19 protein-coding genes and 1 pseudogene are annotated in these 14,866 nt (G+C 41.6%); 11 read left to right on the top strand and 9 right to left on the bottom strand.

The window, feature by feature from the left end:
* Positions 1 to 5 precede the first annotated feature (5 nt).
* The 5 genes and pseudogenes from KCG54_RS12070 to KCG54_RS10665 all read left to right on the top strand — a co-directional run.
* Positions 6 to 1,688 (top strand): annotated as a pseudogene (locus KCG54_RS12070) (hypothetical protein); the annotation flags it as partial.
* 151 nt (positions 1,689 to 1,839) lie between these two features.
* Positions 1,840 to 2,148: a hypothetical protein gene (locus KCG54_RS10675; RefSeq protein WP_070585507.1), complete on the top strand. Its 309-nt coding sequence runs from the start codon at positions 1,840 to 1,842 to the stop codon at positions 2,146 to 2,148.
* Positions 2,149 to 2,561: 413 nt separating this feature from the next.
* Positions 2,562 to 2,711 (top strand): hypothetical protein, encoded by a 150-nt coding sequence (locus tag KCG54_RS12005; protein ID WP_349267077.1) that lies wholly within the window; start codon positions 2,562 to 2,564, stop codon positions 2,709 to 2,711.
* Positions 2,712 to 3,206 carry a contact-dependent growth inhibition system immunity protein gene (locus KCG54_RS10670; protein ID WP_254324155.1) on the top strand — a complete coding sequence of 165 codons (495 nt, stop codon included), beginning with the start codon at positions 2,712 to 2,714 and terminating at the stop codon, positions 3,204 to 3,206.
* Positions 3,207 to 3,361: 155 nt separating this feature from the next.
* Positions 3,362 to 3,988, top strand: coding sequence for a hypothetical protein (locus KCG54_RS10665; RefSeq protein WP_254324154.1), 627 nt, complete (start codon positions 3,362 to 3,364; stop codon positions 3,986 to 3,988).
* Positions 3,989 to 4,245: 257 nt separating this feature from the next.
* Here the strand turns inward: KCG54_RS10665 and KCG54_RS10660 are convergent, their stop codons facing one another.
* The 5 genes from KCG54_RS10660 to KCG54_RS10640 all read right to left on the bottom strand — a co-directional run bounded on the left by KCG54_RS10660 (position 4,246) and on the right by KCG54_RS10640 (position 8,819).
* Complete coding sequence (locus tag KCG54_RS10660) at positions 4,246 to 6,045, bottom strand: ShlB/FhaC/HecB family hemolysin secretion/activation protein (protein WP_349306446.1); 1,800 nt, start codon at positions 6,043 to 6,045, stop codon at positions 4,246 to 4,248.
* A gap of 268 nt (positions 6,046 to 6,313) precedes the next feature.
* Positions 6,314 to 6,685 carry a hypothetical protein gene (locus tag KCG54_RS10655; RefSeq protein ID WP_254324152.1) on the bottom strand — a complete coding sequence of 124 codons (372 nt, stop codon included), beginning with the start codon at positions 6,683 to 6,685 and terminating at the stop codon, positions 6,314 to 6,316.
* A 325-nt stretch (positions 6,686 to 7,010) separates the two neighbouring features.
* Positions 7,011 to 7,565, bottom strand: a complete 555-nt coding sequence (locus KCG54_RS10650) for a hypothetical protein (protein WP_254325024.1) — start codon at positions 7,563 to 7,565, stop codon at positions 7,011 to 7,013.
* A gap of 13 nt (positions 7,566 to 7,578) precedes the next feature.
* Positions 7,579 to 8,367 (bottom strand): N-6 DNA methylase, encoded by a 789-nt coding sequence (locus KCG54_RS10645; protein WP_254324151.1) that lies wholly within the window; start codon positions 8,365 to 8,367, stop codon positions 7,579 to 7,581.
* Between the two features lie 53 nt (positions 8,368 to 8,420).
* A complete protein-coding gene (locus KCG54_RS10640; RefSeq protein WP_254324150.1) occupies positions 8,421 to 8,819 on the bottom strand; it encodes a phosphoglycerate kinase in 399 nt (132 codons plus the stop codon).
* A gap of 647 nt (positions 8,820 to 9,466) precedes the next feature.
* Here KCG54_RS10640 and KCG54_RS10635 point away from each other — a divergent pair.
* Positions 9,467 to 9,850: a hypothetical protein gene (locus tag KCG54_RS10635; RefSeq protein ID WP_254324149.1), complete on the top strand. Its 384-nt coding sequence runs from the start codon at positions 9,467 to 9,469 to the stop codon at positions 9,848 to 9,850.
* Between the two features lie 46 nt (positions 9,851 to 9,896).
* Here KCG54_RS10635 and KCG54_RS10630 read toward each other — a convergent pair whose 3' ends face one another.
* The 4 genes from KCG54_RS10630 to KCG54_RS10615 form a co-directional block, all read right to left on the bottom strand.
* A complete protein-coding gene (locus KCG54_RS10630; protein ID WP_079453728.1) occupies positions 9,897 to 10,160 on the bottom strand; it encodes a Txe/YoeB family addiction module toxin in 264 nt (87 codons plus the stop codon).
* Positions 10,157 to 10,405, bottom strand: a complete 249-nt coding sequence (locus KCG54_RS10625; RefSeq protein ID WP_223169026.1) for a type II toxin-antitoxin system Phd/YefM family antitoxin — start codon at positions 10,403 to 10,405, stop codon at positions 10,157 to 10,159. The genes KCG54_RS10630 and KCG54_RS10625 overlap by 4 nt, the downstream gene beginning before the upstream one ends.
* Positions 10,406 to 10,915: 510 nt before the next feature.
* A complete protein-coding gene (locus KCG54_RS10620) occupies positions 10,916 to 11,677 on the bottom strand; it encodes a hypothetical protein (RefSeq protein WP_254324148.1) in 762 nt (253 codons plus the stop codon).
* Between the two features lie 2 nt (positions 11,678 to 11,679).
* The gene (locus KCG54_RS10615) at positions 11,680 to 11,895 is read right to left on the bottom strand and encodes a helix-turn-helix transcriptional regulator (protein ID WP_049351607.1); all 216 of its coding nucleotides are present in this window, start codon (positions 11,893 to 11,895) and stop codon (positions 11,680 to 11,682) included.
* 112 nt (positions 11,896 to 12,007) lie between these two features.
* Here KCG54_RS10615 and KCG54_RS10610 point away from each other — a divergent pair, with 112 nt between their 5' ends.
* The 5 genes from KCG54_RS10610 (at position 12,008) to KCG54_RS10590 (ending at position 14,810) form a co-directional block, all read left to right on the top strand.
* On the top strand, positions 12,008 to 12,640 hold the full coding sequence (locus tag KCG54_RS10610; protein ID WP_254324147.1) for a LexA family transcriptional regulator: 633 nt from the start codon (positions 12,008 to 12,010) through the stop codon (positions 12,638 to 12,640).
* Between the two features lie 45 nt (positions 12,641 to 12,685).
* Entirely contained in the window at positions 12,686 to 13,279 is a 594-nt protein-coding gene (locus KCG54_RS10605) for a hypothetical protein (RefSeq protein WP_254324146.1), read from the top strand.
* 594 nt (positions 13,280 to 13,873) lie between these two features.
* Positions 13,874 to 14,170 carry a hypothetical protein gene (locus KCG54_RS10600; protein WP_254324145.1) on the top strand — a complete coding sequence of 99 codons (297 nt, stop codon included), beginning with the start codon at positions 13,874 to 13,876 and terminating at the stop codon, positions 14,168 to 14,170.
* Between the two features lie 5 nt (positions 14,171 to 14,175).
* Positions 14,176 to 14,562, top strand: a complete 387-nt coding sequence (locus KCG54_RS10595) for a hypothetical protein (RefSeq protein WP_254324144.1) — start codon at positions 14,176 to 14,178, stop codon at positions 14,560 to 14,562.
* 80 nt (positions 14,563 to 14,642) lie between these two features.
* Complete coding sequence (locus tag KCG54_RS10590; protein WP_168162757.1) at positions 14,643 to 14,810, top strand: hypothetical protein; 168 nt, start codon at positions 14,643 to 14,645, stop codon at positions 14,808 to 14,810.
* Positions 14,811 to 14,866: the final 56 nt, after the last annotated feature.

Here is a 14,866-nt window from a genome sequence, read left to right as displayed (position 1 = left end):
ATAACGCCATCGGCTACGGCAGCGATGGAGACAGCAAAAACAGCACCACCCGCAGCGGCATCAACACCCGCAACATACACATCACCGACAAAGCGGGACAACTTGCCCGAACCGGCAGGACCGCCAAAGAAACCGAAGCGCGTATCCACACCGGCATCGACACCGAAACTGCGGATCAACACACAGGCCGTCTGAAAAACAGCTTCGACAAAGACGCGGTTGCCAAAGAGATCAACCTGCAAAGGGAAGTAACGCAGGAGTTCGGTAAAAACGCCGCCCAAACCACAGCAGCCGTTTCCGACAAACTCGGCAATACCCAAAGTTACGAACGGTATCAGGCAGCCAAAACCCTGCTGGAGGCCGAACTGCAAAACACGGACAGCGAAACCGAAAAAGCCGCTATCCGCGCATCCCTCGGTCAAGTAAACGCCTACCTTGCCGAAAACCAAAACCGCTACGACACCTGGAAAGAAGGCGGCATAGGCAGGAGTATCCTGCACGGGGCGGCAGGCGGACTGACGACGGGCAACCTCGGCGGCATACTGGCCGGCGGCGGCACTTCCCTTGCCGCACCGTATTTGGACGAAGCAGCGGAAAACCTCGGTCCGGCGGGCAAAGCGGCGGTCAACGCACTGGGCGGGGCGGCAATCGGCTATGCGGCGGGCGGGAGTGTCGGTACGGCGGCAGTAGGGGCGAATGTCGATTGGAACAATAGGCAGCTGCATCCGAAAGAAATGGCGTTGGCCGACAAATATGCCGAAGCCCTCAAGCGTGAAGTCGAAAAACGCGAAGGCAGAAAAATCAGCAGTCAAGAAGCGGCAATGAGAATCCGCAGGCAGATACTGCGCTGGGTGGATAAAGGTTCCCAAGACGGCTATACCGACCAAACGGTTATTTCCACAATCGGCATGAAAGGCGAAGACAAAGCCTTGGGTTATACTTGGGACTACCGCAACTACGGCGCAAGAAATCCGCAAGCCTACAACGATCCGAAGCTGTTTGAGGAATACCGCCGACAGGACAAACCCGAATACCGCAACCTGACCTGGTTGCACAGCGGGACGAAAGACACCAAAATCAGGCAGGAAGAGCGGAAAAACGAAGAGCTTGCGCTGAACGTTACCGACTGGCTGACGAGCTTTGTCAACCCCAATCCGAGGGTAAAAGCCCCGATTCTTGCGGGCGTTGGCAACCTGAAAAACATCAAGCCGACCGTTACCGGCAGAGATCCCTTATTGGCGGGTGCGGGGAATATCCGTATTCCTGTAAACGGCAATGTTGCGAAGGGGGATAGGATTCCGGATACGGCATTGGCAACGACGGAACATAAGTACAAAGGAGGGGCGCATTCGGAAACCAAAAAACCGACCAATGACGGTTTGGATTCGCATCATTGTCCTGCGAAGGATTGCTATAAAGGAGCCCCCATTAGTAGTGAACAAGGTCCTGCTATTAAGATGGATCCGAAGGATCATCGGCTTACTGAAAGTTATGGACGCTCTCCTTATGCTATCCAATATAGGGCTAAGCAAAAAGAGTTACTGGAACAAGGTAAATTGAAAGAGGCTATTGAAATGGATGTGAGGGATATCAGATCTAAGTTCGGATCCAAATATGATAAGGCAATCGAGGAGATGCTTGAGTATTCGGGAAAACTAGACCCAAATTCTTTTAAAACTAAAAAATAGGCAAAAAATTATGAAAATTTTTTATTTTAGTTCAAAAAAAATAGAAAATTGTGTAAACATTATCTCATCAAATCTGAATCGAAAACAAGTTCGTGCAATATTTAGTTCTGATGTACAAGAAATTTATAAGTCATCATACTCTCGAGTTCCTATGGATGTTTTTCCCGAGTTGAATATCCATTGTTTTTATGATGATAAAAATCAGCTTCAAGCGATAGAGATATTTGAACCAAATAAGTTTTTTTTAGAAGATATTTCTTTTAATTGGCTTGGAAAAATTAATGATGAAATAATAAGCTACCTTTATAAGAGTGGAATTAATGATTTTGAAATTGATGATTTGGGTATTAGGCTTCTTAATATTCCTGTTTCAACTATAATCAATTCAATAGGTAAAGTAGAATGTTGTTATTTAGATTTTTCAAACAGAGACACAAAATTTTATGTAAAACAAGTGTAGGTTGAGGTCAAGACCCAATCTACGCTTACTCCGGTATCAGCGTCTCCATCATCTACGACGAACAAAAAATCCGCCATCTGACCAAGTAAACGCCTACCTTGCCGAAAACCAAAGCCGCTACGACACCTGGAAAGAAGACGGCATAGCAAGCCGTAGCCCATATAAAACTTAAACTCAATAAGTAGTATGTGTGCGGAACGCACATATGCAGTTCTCAAGGTTTGAGCCAAGAGGCCGTCTGAAACAATAAATACGTTTCAGACGGCCTTTCTTCCAACAAGCCATCACAGCAATCAGACAAAAGCAACCCGCCGCCACACCCATATCGGCAGCCCGGCCGGCAAAACCACCATCCGAAGCGGTGTAGATACAACTCTAAAACGGCAAATTTTGAACGTCATAGCCTTTTGGGTATGACATTAAGGGCCGACATGATCAAACAGCGCGAAATCCATCTGGCCATACCCGCACAAACTAATAAAGAGCAAAGATTGCAGTTACAACGTGTGATAGAGTATGGCAAAAGTCAAAACATTACAGTCAAAATTACGGAGATCGAATAAATGACTTTCAATCAAGAACAAGATTATTGGGCTGGCTATAAGGCAAATGAAAGAGCCTTGATTATTCAAACATGGTCAGGATTTGGGCGATATGCTCCAGACCACCTATATCCCTCCCATATCCTGCCATTGGATACCGACAATGGAACTTTAGGCACGACGGTCTTGCAAGCGTTGACAAACAGCAGGACTTTCGTTTATGACAGTCCAGAAGACCAAGATTTTTTTGATACCGAAAAATTTCGGCAACGCTATGAGGATTGGGTTGCCAACCTATGCGGGAACTTGGGCTATAAAACCAGACGCGCCCTATTTAAAAACATGATGAGCGTGGATATTTGGCTGCACAACGGCTGCCTGAAAATCAGCCCGAGCCGCCATGTCAAGCTGGAAGCGTGGGATGCCATTGATGCAGACGATGTAATTTTATCATTGGATAACAGTCCTGAAGAAATAGGAGCAGGTTTAAAGTTGGCATTGAGCCGCTGCCGATAATATTTGGCAAAAGGTCGTCTGAAAGCTGGAAAAATGTTTCAGACGATCTTTTTTATCACACTCAAAGCCCGCGTGCGTACCGCGCACACCTTCGCTGCAGATTTAATGTGGGCTACGACTTGCTGAAGATAAAGTTATTAAGGAATTTGTCAAATATGGAAAAAATTGAGAAATTTAAATCTGAATTATTAAATGCCATCTTTCAATATACTCAATGCATATCTATTTTTGTCTATAAGAAAAAGATATATTATTTGATTGATTATAAGGAAAATTTTGAATTAAATGCAAAAATATCTTTTGATATTTATCTAAGAGAAGGAATTATAACTAAAGAACAATATAATTATGATTATAAAAATTACCGTAATGGTATCTGGCAGTTAACTAAGGACAATTTTGAAAGCTATCTTCAATCAGATTCAGTCATTGAATTAAAAAAAGATGAATTGAAGGAACTGATGTTTCAGGGGTTTACTTCTGCTGAAGCAGTAAGGTTATATTCCGTTGTTGAGAACAAGCTGTCGTACAATGATCCTATCTCAGACTCTGGTCAGCAAAGTGATTTCTTAAAAATCAATCAGATTTCTTCGAGGCTGCCTTTGTTCTATATCAATTTTGATACGGAAGTGTATCTGCATATGGATTGGGACAGATGTCATGAAGATTATGTATATGATGGCTGGTTTTCAAAGGCAATGGATTTTGGGTATTTAATACCGGACGAATTCTGTTACTGGAAAATTGAAGGACGGGATTATTGGAAATTTAGCCAATTATAAAGATAAGCAAGCCAAGCCATAGCTTGTATGAATTCAAAAGGCCGTCTGAAAACAGCAAAACCGTTTCAGACGACCTTTATTTACCTGTATAACAACACACATCCTGAGACCTTTGCAAAATTCCTTTTCCCCCAACAGCTGAACCCCAACACAGGTTTTTGGCTGTCAGTAAATAGGTGAAGAGAGGTATTTTGCAGGGTCTCAGCTATTATCAAATTTTATTATCTCTTCCTTATAGCTCATTTGACGATACTATTTTAAAACGTATAGCTTATCTGAAAACCGCTTGCCCATTTCTTTGATTGGAAAAATTCGGGTTTTTTCAATGCGCGGCCGGTAAATATATCGTAATGTAGGTTTCCGCCAAGCTTCATTTGTCCGCGTATCCCCATTGCTGTACCAGCTAAAGTTTGCCCCAACAACCATTGAGCGGATTGTCCTGAAACATGTCCCACATCAGCCCCAAAATAAAGTTGATGGCCTGGTTTAAATTGCCAACTCAAATCGTTGCGCCAATACCATCCCCGCTCGGCAGACAAACTCATTTCACCGTCGAAGCCACGCACGGTGTAGCGGCCGCCGATGGCCAGTTTGTCTTGCGATGTTAACGGGGTTTTGTTCCATTGTGCGTGAACAGATGTATCGTAGGCAAATAGCTGGTTACCGATTTGAAAAGGAATGTTTACATCAGCCGAAGCCGTCCAAATTTTCATACGTGACGAGCCTTCGTTAAAGGCTTCTTCGGGTGCGCGCAGAGCATCTTTCATGCCGGTACCGCGTTTATATTTCAACTTAAAATCTGCCGTACTGCGGCCGATATATTCTTTGTGGGAAAGTTCTGCCAACCAACCTGCAGTTTTACGCCTTTGTACAGTCAGTTCGGCATCATCAATATAGCTTTTTGTTTCCCTTGTCCACAGTTTTACACCGAGATAAGTTTTGCGTTTGGCATCACGATACAAAAGACGGTTGAAGCCGAAATCAGTATTATAACTTTTCCCATTATAATCATACACTTCTGATAATCCGGCAACTGCCTGATGGTAACGGTAGCCGTTATGATTGAATGCCCATGTCCATTTACCAAAAGGAACTGAATAATGTACTGCGTAATTGTTCGATCCGCTTTCTTTGCGATGGCCGTCAAAATTTTCCTCATTGGGCGTATCGCCAATTGAACGTCCATAATTTACATAAAACATATCACTCAGTCCAAAAGGATTGTCAGCAGAGAAAGTGATATTTCCTTGATATTTCCCCGTTGTTTTACTGCCTGAATTATCCACGCCTACACTTACACGGTAGGGCAACAAACGTTGCTGCCATTGCACCACAACATCACTTTGATTTGGTTCGTCCTCTACGGGAATGATTTGGATATCGACTTCTGCTGTTGGGAGCCGTTTGAGATTTTCCAGTCCTTGTTCTAAATCACGCAGATTCAACAGATTGTTTGAGCGGGAGGGAAATTTGTTTTGGAATGCTGCAATGCGTTCAGCATGGGTTTGGGCATCATTAGATCTATCGATTCGTATGAAGCGCAGATAGCCCGGCATCAGTGTTAATTGAAGCTTGCCACTATTCAAATTTTGTGGCGCAGCCAAAATACGTGTCGTGGTATACCCCCTGCCGATCAAAGCATTTTGCGCCAAAGACATGATTTGATTGATATCGCCCGCATGCAAACACTTGCCGGGAACAAAATGTGTTTGGCGCAAAGCCTGGTTGAGCGCAAATCGAAATTGAGCGGCTCCTTTACCTACCAATTCCACTTCAGAAATAGGAAAGCATGGGCTTGCTTCATCCGAATTTGCACTACCTGCCTGTGTTGCCATCTTCTCCCTACCTGTATCAGCATCATCTAAACGCACATCTTGTTCAGGCAACATCTGTTCACGCAGCTGCTTCTCCCGTTGACGCTGGAGAATATCCTGTTGTTGTGAAATGGCTTCGGGAGTGGGAGCGGCTGATGTTGGGACAGGAAAGGCAGCTATCAATGATAGGAATAATAGTGATAATGGAGGAAATATGGCTTGGGAGGAAAAGAAGGGGTTCATAGAATTAATTAAGTTAAATAATGTAAGTGGACAATTATAGTAATGACCAAAAAAAGACCTTATATTAGCTCTAGCAGATGAAAACTCGGTTGTATGTTTATTCATCTTACATTAGGCGGTTGCATATGGCAATTTCAAATAAAGTGTTACGACACATTTCATTTATCCGGTAAATTTCCTGCCATGCCTTATGCAATAAAATGTTTCGCACAATTGGGATGGCTTTCAATAGTCGGTATCGGTAAAAATAAATTTTTCGTCGGTTACATCAAATCCTCAAAAGCTCGTCTTCATCATTAATCACGATATGTTTCAGAATCAGTCCTTTTGAACCCACTGGAAGCAGGTAACGTGGATCAGAGTTATCAAAGTGCCGTCCTGATCCATTAAAGTCATAAAGAATGTTTGGCTTCATCCCCGAAATATCATGGGTATCTCGTGGTTCAGAGATCTCTCCTTTCCATTCAAAGCACAATGTCGCCGATCGATTTCCAAGCTCGTGTACTGGGACTTCGCCAAACGCGCCCAAAAAATTCATCCCACCATCGTACTCCGTAATTTTAAATGGGGTATCAAACCTGCGGTTTGCTATTAACATATCAAACAACCTATCAATGTGTTCACGCCGTAGTAAAAGCATTAGTTTTCCTTATGTGTTATTTTTCATCCCTGCCCACGTTAAACACCGATCAAAATCGACAAAGGCAGATATTTTGTCTAAATAGCTCCAGTTTTAAGAGCTGTCAGCTACTAGATTGAATAGTACTAATTTTTCATAAATAAAAAAGCCCGCCGTGGGGGTAAGAGAAAAATAGGCATGGCAATTTTGCAGGCTGCCGAAGGTGCCGGAAAAGTTGCCTAAGTCTGTTTTTCTCTTGGGGGCTGCGGCGGGCGTTTTTTTCCGTTAATTTCCCTTCAGCATATAAAGGTCGTCTGAAATCGCCGTTTCAGACGACCTTTATATCTTAGTCATTGTAAATAACCTGCTCTACCGTCCACCATGTATGCGGATAAATAGCCTTGAAATCTTCAATTTCCCATTGAATTCCTTCATCATCAATACCTGTGTCATAGATATATTTTTTGTCAGAACCTATAAAATGTGTTGCTCTTATACAACCTTTTCTAATGCTCACTTCAATTTCAGAAACATTATCCAACATCAAAAACTTAATTAGGGCTTCGGTATCCAGTCGCGTTTCAGCGGGAATTTTACCTTTGAGGCATTCAGAAAACATTTTGTCATACGTTTCTCGTGGTAATAAGGAAAATGTTTCTGTCATTGTTCCAACACTGTAATCATGACAGGTATCCTTTAACAAATCATAGGTTAAATCTGAACTGCCTTTTAAAGCAGTTGCAAAAAGTTCAACGCAATCGTCAGCCGTCAAGCCGTAATTTAGTGCATCCATATGTCGCCACATCCGCATAAAAATTTCTCGGATTTCCTTCGGGCTTAATGTCGAAACCTCATTTAAAATACTGTCAACCTTATCCACTTTTTTCACATCTTGAATCATCACGCTTCTTTCTTTAAAACAAAACCAACTGTTCTTCCAATGTCAATAAGGGGGCGGTTATCTTCGTTTCGTCTTGGCTGTGTTGTTTTGCGTCGAAAGCGGCTTTTTTGTCGGCTTCAATTTCGGCTTTCATATAGTCTTCAAAACCGCCACGCAACCAATGCACCGTCCGCCATGCCGTATGAAATTCGTTTTTTATACTGTCTCCATGTATGATTTTTGCGGGGATACCGTAAAAATGACATTGCACAAAACACATCCACACACACAAAACATCTATATCCACCGCAACCGCTGCCATATGTAAAGTCGGAACTTTTCCGCTATCGGTGATATGTTCTGCATAGGCAAGCAGATTCGCACCGCTGCCGCAACATGGTTCAAGCAAGGAAACAAATCTTTGTTTCTCCAGTTTCTCCTCCGTGTCGATTCCTACCAGTTTCGCCATCACTCTTGATACTGACATCGGCGTAAAATACTGCCCGTTACGCTCGTTTGACGCTCCCAAGTCCATATAAAGCTCACCCAAAAAATCTTCGTAGCTTCCGACGTTCACCGCTCTAATGCAGCCCGAAGCCAAAACGCCCAACAGCTCAGGAAAGATTTTAAAAACCTCTTCTTTATATTCTCGGCGGATAGTGTGGTATCGTTCCTCGCGTATTTCCCAATCATCATCCCGCATATAACTATTAAAAATCGCAAGGGCTGCCAGCTCTACGAAATCACGAAAAACATCAGACGGCTTATACGCCGCACCGAATGAATAAATAAGTTTTTTCAGCTCTTTAACAGTGTTTTCCATCTTCTTGCTCCCTATGGTTTCAGACGGCCTTTACCGCCTGAAACCGTGTACCATTACCACCAACTGTCATAAAATACTGCTTGTCCCGTAGCTATTGCTAGACGGGCATTAGCAATAAAGTTTTTAGTTTCTGTAATGTCTTCGGGATATATCTCATCGTCTCCAAAGAAAAAGCCCGGCGTGTATTCCAATTTTTCTTCATTTAAATCAGATTCCAGACGGTCTAAATCTTCAAGTTCTAGCCGAACAGTGCAGCAATTAAAGACTTCAGCTTTTCCGCCTTTTTGACGATATAAGTTTTCCATCCAGCCATGAAGATGGTTAAATTTCCGCCAGTAGGCAAAATGATTCAGTGCTGCTTCTTCGCGTTCATCTTCGCTCACATTCACATCGATTTGACGGTCGCCGACAAACTCGGCATTCATGGTATAGCCATACATATCTAATCCCATCTGATAGTCCTTTCATAAATATTCATTCATAAATAAACAACCATCGGGGGCATCTGCCGCCGTGTTGTGATGTCGTTAAAAATTTCAAAGCGCAAAAAGTCCAGACTGGCTTTGTGCGGCTTTCATCTTTGTCCGGTGCGCCTTCTGTGGCGTGGTGGAAAAGGTGGAAGACGTGCAGAGACACTTGTCTTGGTCTGGACTTTTTGCGCTTTGAAATTTAGACATCAACCAACAACACGGCGGCAGATGCCCCCGATGGTTGTTTCAAACCTTCAGCCGCTTTGCGGCGTTTCCGCCTTGTTGGGCGGAATCAGGGTGGTAAAACCACCCTGTTTTTGGCACTCGTTGCCTATCCTGCGTTGTAGTTAAAATTTATTGGTACTTAGCCAATATCCTTTTTTGAGAGAAGAAGTACGCGCGGATAGGAGGTATTTGTTGTTTAATTGTTGTATATGTGTTGTTGTTTAGTTGTATATACGTTGTAAATAGGTTGTATAGTGGTTGTTTTAATGTTGTATATGTTGTTTTATTATTGTAATAATGTTGTAATAATGTTGTAATAATGTTGTAAATATGTTTGTATATTTGTTGTATAGATGTTGTTTAAATATTGTATAAATGTTGTTTTGATGTTGTAAGAGGTGTGTATGAGTGATTTAGAAGATTTCATCAAATCGTATGAAAATGAATTGAGTCCAGGGAAACGATCCGTACTGGAGCCTTATAAAGATGAAATTTTAAAAATGAAGCAGCTTGGGTTTACTGAAAAACTGATATTGCAGTTTTTGGCTGAAAAGAAAAATGTAAGTGTAAGCCAACAGGCATTAAATCGATTCATCCGTTCCCGGCTTCAAAAAATGAATTTAGGAGCTGAAAAAATGGTAGATAAATCTCAAAATGATAATAAATTAATTAATTCAAAAAGCCCTGTTTCTGAACCTGAAAAGCAAAAAGAAACTTTGGCTCAATCCACTTCCGGAAAGAACAAATTTGATTGGCAAAATCAGATTAACCCGGAAGACTACAAATGAAAAAGCCGTCTGAATTTTCAGACGGCCTCAAAGTCAACAAGTTGTTTTAGCGTTCGTAATGGTATCGGCAAGCATATACAGTTACCGTATCTTCATCTACCGAATAAACCAAACGGTGTTCCCGATCAATCCTTCGCGACCATAAGCCCGATTTATGGTGACGAAGTGGTTCAGGTTTACCGATTCCCTTCGGATGGTTGGCTTTAATATCTTCCAAAAGCAACTTAATCCGTTCAACCTTCCTAGCATCATGTTTTTTCCAATATGCCAAATCTTCGGCGGCATCAGCGGTAAAACGGTGCTTCCTCACAGATCAACCTCTACAAATTCTCCCTGTTCTGCTTGAGCCAGCGAGTGTTCCAAACGTGCAGCATTAGTAGGATTTCCGAACAGGTAAAGTGTCTCCATAATAGAGCTGTACTCTTCCTCAGACATCAAGACACAGTTCCCTCCGTTCCGACGCGTAATATGTGTTACTACTTGGTCTTCACAAACTTTAGTCATAACCTGCGCCAAATCTTCACGGGCTGCGGTGTAGCTGATTACATAGTCCATTTTATATATCTCCATTGGGCAATATAATTTATTGTACAGTAACCCTGTACAGATTTCTAACGATTTATCCACAAAACCTGTACATATCTCTCCCTCAAAAAGAGTCTATATCCTCTCAAACGTCAATATCCATCTACATCCATCATAAATTGCACAAAAAACAGTCAGGCGTGAGCCTGTAATATTTTTTGATAGTGGTCTGTGAAGGTGATCTTTGTATAAAGGCCGTCCTATACGGACAAAGTTCTATGTCCTCTAAAGCCAAAGTTCTTTGCTCATTATGTACAAACATAATATTTTCAGATACTTATATTCAACATTAAAACTTATTCTTTAAATTTGATTCGGATAAAAATAGGTAAACGAAGCAGAAAAACAGCCCATCACATCTCAAATTGTTGAGAGAAACAGACAAAACAGCCTTTTAGGCGGCATATCTACCGGCAAAAAGCGCAAAAAAAGCTGCCGGAGCAGCTTTGGGGCATGGCTGTGCCAACAGCCTGATGATGGTTACTGTTTTTTCTTATAGTAATTTTGGAGATTTTGACGATGAGGGTTGTCAGGATTCCGCTGTCCGTCCGTATCTGGAGGATGAACGGATTGTTTGATTTGTGCCTCATATTCCGCGAGTACCTTAAGGGCTTTTGCTTCAGGTGTCGGCTGTGAGGGGATTGGCGATCGGTCGGATGCGTAGAAGCCTGCCCAGCCGTTTAGAATGGCTTTTCGCATAGCAGCTTCCAAGTCGTAATTTTTATTTTTGAGGTCTTTGAGTTGGTTGAGCAGGATCTTTTTCTGCTTAATTGTGACTGATTTGCCTTTTTCGGCGCGCATTTTGAGGAAGTCATTCCAAAGATCGAGATTAATCCACTTTTCAAGACGGAAATTTTCGATGTCGAGATGGTAACGGCTGTTGAATTGCGGCACTGGTTTACCTTTGACAAGATAGCATAACTCTAACAGACGCTCTTTATTGAGCTGCCAGTGCATCCTGCCGTGTACACCTGCACGTCGGCATTGGATAACGCCTTTGCTGGAGAGGAATTTTCTTGCCTTTTCATAGCCACGCCGTGTCAGTCCGAACTCATCGAACAGTTGGGAAGCGGTTTTATAAATCCAACCCTGACGTTTTGGTTCTTTATCGGCCACGTCACTCCACCAAAACAGCCCTGACAATAATGTCGCTGCCTGAATATTGGAGCCGCACAAAAGCCCGAACTCGCGGTAAACCACGAAGTCCGTTGTTATGTGGTGGCGGATTTCGGCTGTGAGCATTGTTATTTGGTTTCAAACCGTTCCGGATAAAAAAGATGAACCTCCGTGAGTCCATCTTCTCTGAATAACTCAACCAGTTTTGCTGCCAAATCCCTATTCGGGATTTGTTTCGCTCTTTCAATTCTGGAAATATTCCCACTATCGCTGCCAACTAATTCGGCAACTTGTTCCAACGTCAGTTTTCGCCCTAGGCGAGCTAATTTTAAAGGTGAAGTCATAATCTGATTCCTACTAAAAACTTTTTTATTATGCGTTAAACGCAGAAAAATAACAAGGCTATTCTGCTTTCACAGCTTTGATGTATTTCACGCAGAATTAGAGAATGCAAGAATGGATATTGGACAAAACATTCGCGCTAGGCGAAAAGAATTAAAAATGACTCTTGAGCAATTAGCTCTTGAAATTGGTTCGGATACTGGTAACCTCTCAAGAATAGAAAGAGGTCAACAATCCTTGACTACTGAAAAGATAAGTGTAATTGCGAAAGCCTTAAACTGCTCCCCCGTTGACTTGATGTCATCTCATATAGCAAAGGATATATCGCTTCCATCAGGCTATCATAGGATTCCTTTGTTAAATAAGCAGCAAATTTTAGATTGGGATAGAATCCAAAGTCATGTTGAATTTTTAGAAATCGAAGAATGGTTGATAACAGAAGCAATAATTTCAGCACAATCTTTTTCATTTGAAATAAATGATTTAAGCATGAGTCCGGATTTTCAGATAGGTGATAAGATTATCTTAGACCCAACTTTACAAGCTGAAGCTGGAGACTTTGTTTTGGCAACAAGTAATGGTCAGGATATTTTTTTCAGAAAGTACCGTGCGCGTGGCATCGTTGATGGAAAAAAAGTTTTTGAGCTATATCCATTAAATGAAGATTTTGAAATTTTCCATTCTTCCCACTCTGACTTGAAAACGTTGGGGGTCATGGTTGAGCATCGAAAATATAGAAGAAAATAATTGCACTCTTCTTCAACCTGAATCATGATTTGCAAGGAGATTTCTGTGAAATCTAAAGTTATTTTTGAAAACAGATTTTTTGAATTACTTTGTTATTCAGGAATAGTGGTGGATACAAGTTGTAGAAGTAGCACAAGTGTTTCGGGTGGTGGGTTTGATTATGTTTCTATCCAGAGCCAAACACACGAAACACTTGAGTTTTTTCTAGTTGATGATGAAGGAGGGGAGGCTAGCTTCAAATTCTATGACTGGGATTTTTCTGCGCGTGTCGGACACCATGTAAAAGTGTATGGGTTATTTGATAAGCGGAAAAATCGTGGCGAATATGTCATGTTGCATAACAGCAATTTGGGGGAAAGCACTCCAAAATATTCAAATATTAAATCAGTTATCAGAAACAAATTCATGTTTTTGTCGGCATTATTCATCCTAATTGTTATTTTTGGTCTGCCAATATTCATGAAGTATATTGTCATACCAGTCATAGGGTTACTACCTTTTGTAGGACCTTTCCTGCAAAAAGCCTTAACACCGTTTATCGTTATTCTCCTAATTTCAGTATGTATCATCTTTAAAATAATTTCTTACAATACCTTTAAGCTAATCAAGAAAGCTTTATTGGCAGACATCAACGGATAATCTTCAATTGCCCAATAAAAAGGCCGTCTGAATTTTCAGACGGCCTTTTTATTTTTATCAAAATTCAAATTTGCACTTGACGCAGAAAATAATCTGCTTATAATGCAAATATATTCTGCAATTAACGCAGAAAGCTCTTTAAATATTTGAAACGAAGCAACCGGCCTTCGGAGATGTTTTGGCCTGAAAAGACTGAAACATCATGCGTAAAAAAGGTGATCGAGCCTTTGGGTAAATCGGACAAACGGTTGCAGGCAGCATCTGACCTGCCCAAAAAAAATGCCGCGCATCCGGGTTGCCCAGTGGGGTCCGGTAACAGGCGGCAAGTTGGACGTATTTCTTAATCGGGACGTATTCCCGATGCAGCAGCGATAATCTGCGGACAAGCTGCAAAACACATTTTGATTTTTATATTCCCCACCGTGAGCGGGTATTTATCGGAAAAGTCCGATAGGGCAAATGCCCAAATGTTCAGACGGCGCTACCCGTCTTTAAACATGTATCCAAATCCAAGCCCGCTTGTGCAAGAAGCGAGTTTCCGTTTGGGTTCATCTGAAATAATCAGACAAATTATTATAGTTCAAAGGTGTCATTATGACAAATATGATAAAGGCTAAGATTAAAGAACTGCAAAACAAGGCAGCAGAAATCAGTGAACATTTTGAAAACCAATCGTCAGTTTATGTGCGTTCAGGACAGGATATTTTTGAGGCGAACCGTGAGAATCACGATGACGCATTCCTCGCATCGCGCGTTGCAAATGAATACTGGTGGAAATTCGAGTGGTTTCTAAATGACAGTGATCTTTGGAAAGATAGCGATTTTGACGATATTGAAGAGATTGCGGAGGAATTTGAGGGTAGGTTTGCGGGATTTTTTCGGGAGAGTTGAGAACGATGGCGGTTTTGCTTAATTTGTTTTTTAATGAATATGGTCTTCGTAGTGGTATGGCTTGGGCGCTTTCTACGATTATACTTTTCATTATTTGTGCTATTTTCATGGGTTTTTATATGATAAATCATGACGTAGAAGATGACTTCCATCCTACGTTTATATTAGGCGGCTTGTTTGTCGTGTATTTATTTCTATTTATTGGTATTGGTTTAATAAATCAATACGAGTATATACCTATCAGTGGTTCAGATATCCAAAAGGCTAATTTACGAAGATGTATAGTTGATAAAACCGTAAATCTTGAAAATATCGAGGAAATTATGACTGACTGCCAACGCCGTGATCAGGAATTGAAATTTAAGACAGAAATCGAATCCTTAGGAAAATAGTGCAGAGCAATTAAATTCTGAGGTCGTCTGAAAATGGTTTCAGACGACCTTCACTTCATCTAAAAGCGAAAGGAAGTAACATGAAAAAAATCCGTAAACCCGTCAAACAGATCGTCATCGGTACATATCAAAGCATGAGAGCCGCAGCCCAGCAGGTTGACCTGCTGATGAAGGGCAATTCTGATTTGTGCGTAAACATTGTGCAAGAAGGAAGAAAGTTCCAAGTTCGCACAGTTGTTTGGCAATGAAAAAGCCGCTTTCATACAAAAGCGGCATTTAAGTTGAGATGGATGATCTCGTAGGG

Origin of the sequence: Neisseria subflava, from assembly GCF_024205705.1 — a bacterium.
Lineage (GTDB): Bacteria > Pseudomonadota > Gammaproteobacteria > Burkholderiales > Neisseriaceae > Neisseria > Neisseria subflava_D.
Note: the sequence above shows the minus strand (reverse complement) of the source record. Positions and strands in the feature narration are given on the sequence as shown.